We start from the raw sequence: 1530 nt of genomic DNA on the forward strand, positions 1-1530 counted from the left end.
ACCCGCACGACCCACATAACCCCGAGCCACCTGCGAGCCCGACACATACAACTCGCCCGCCACACCCACCGGAACCGGCGACAAACCCGCATCCAGCACGAACACCCGGACGCCGGGGACCGGCCGGCCGATGGCCGGTGGGCTGCCGGGTTCGAGTGGTTCGCTGAGGGTGGCGCAGACCGTGGTCTCGGTCGGCCCGTACGCGTTGATCAGGCGGCGGCCGCGGGACCAGCGTCGAACCACCTCAGGTGGGCAGATCTCGCCGCCGGTCACCACGTACCGAAGCGTCGGCGCCGCCTCCTCCGGCACGGTGGCCAGCAGCGACGCCGGCATCATGACGTGGGTGGCCCTGGCCGCCGTGATGGCAGCGGCGAGCTCGTCGCCGTCGCCGCCCCATCCCGCCGGACCGGGCGCCACAGCCGCGCCGGAGAGCAGAGCCATAACCACGTCGGCGACTGCCACGTCGAAGGTGGGCGCGACCGCCTGGAACACCCGGGTGTCCGGGCCGAGGTCGAGCGCGGCGATGTGCCCGGCGGCCAGCGCCGCGATGCCGCGGTGCTCCACGACCACGCCCTTCGGCGTACCGGTGGAGCCGGAGGTGTAGATGATGTAGGCGGGCGAGGAAACCAGCAACGGCTCGGTTCGGTCCGCGTCCACCGGATCGGTGTCGGGCGATCCGGCCACCGCGTCCAGGGTCTCCGGGTCGTCGAGGAGCAGCATCGGCACGTCCGGGACCGCGGCGGCGAGCGCGTCGAAGTGGCACAGCTCAGTGACCAGAAGCGCGGGCGCCGTGTCGCGGCACATCAGGGCGATCCGCTCGACCGGGTGCTCCGGGTCGAGCGGCAGGTAGATGCCGCCGGCTTTGGCGATGGCGAGGAAGATGACGATCGAGTGCTCGGACCGGTTCAGCGCCACTCCCACCGTGCGGCCGGTGCCGACGCCGCGCCGGATCAGATGATGCGCCATGTGGTTTGCCCGGCGGTTGAGGTCGGCGTACGACACCGTGGTGCCGTCCGACACCACCGCCACCGCATCCGGGGTACGGGCGACCTGCGCCTCGAACAGCGCGGGCAGGGTAGCTGGCTCCGGTGCCGGTACGCCGTGGCTCCACTCGTCGAGCACCAGCTGGCGTTCGGCATCGTCGAGCAGGTCGACCGCGCCGATCGGCCGGTCCGGGTTCGCTGCGGCGCCGGTCAGCAGCCGCACCAGGCGCTCGATCATGGCCCGCACGGTGGCCTCGTCGAACAGATCGATGGCGTACTCCACCTCGCCGTTGAGCCGGATGCCGTCCGGTTCGTGGCTTTCGCGCAGGACGAACGTGAGGTCGAAGCGCGCGGCGCCGGTCTGCGGCGACAGCCCTTCGGCGGTGAGGCCGGACAGCTCCGCGACGTCACCCGAATCGATCACCGAGCCGACGTTGTTGAAGGCGAGCATGACCTGGAAGAGTGGGTGGTAGGCGAGGGAGCGCTGGGGGTTGAGTAGTTCGACGAGGCGCTCGAAGGGCACGTCCTGGTTGGCGTAGGCGGCCAG

General features: G+C 71.2%; 1 protein-coding gene. It reads right to left on the bottom strand.

The window, feature by feature from the left end:
* Positions 1-1530, bottom strand: a 1530-nt coding sequence (locus tag AB0M52_RS33890; RefSeq protein WP_363961970.1) for an AMP-binding protein, incomplete at both ends; no start/stop codon positions are given.

The sequence above is a fragment of the Micromonospora sp. NPDC051296 genome (genome assembly GCF_040682255.1).
Taxonomy (GTDB): Bacteria; Actinomycetota; Actinomycetes; order Mycobacteriales; family Micromonosporaceae; genus Micromonospora; species Micromonospora craterilacus.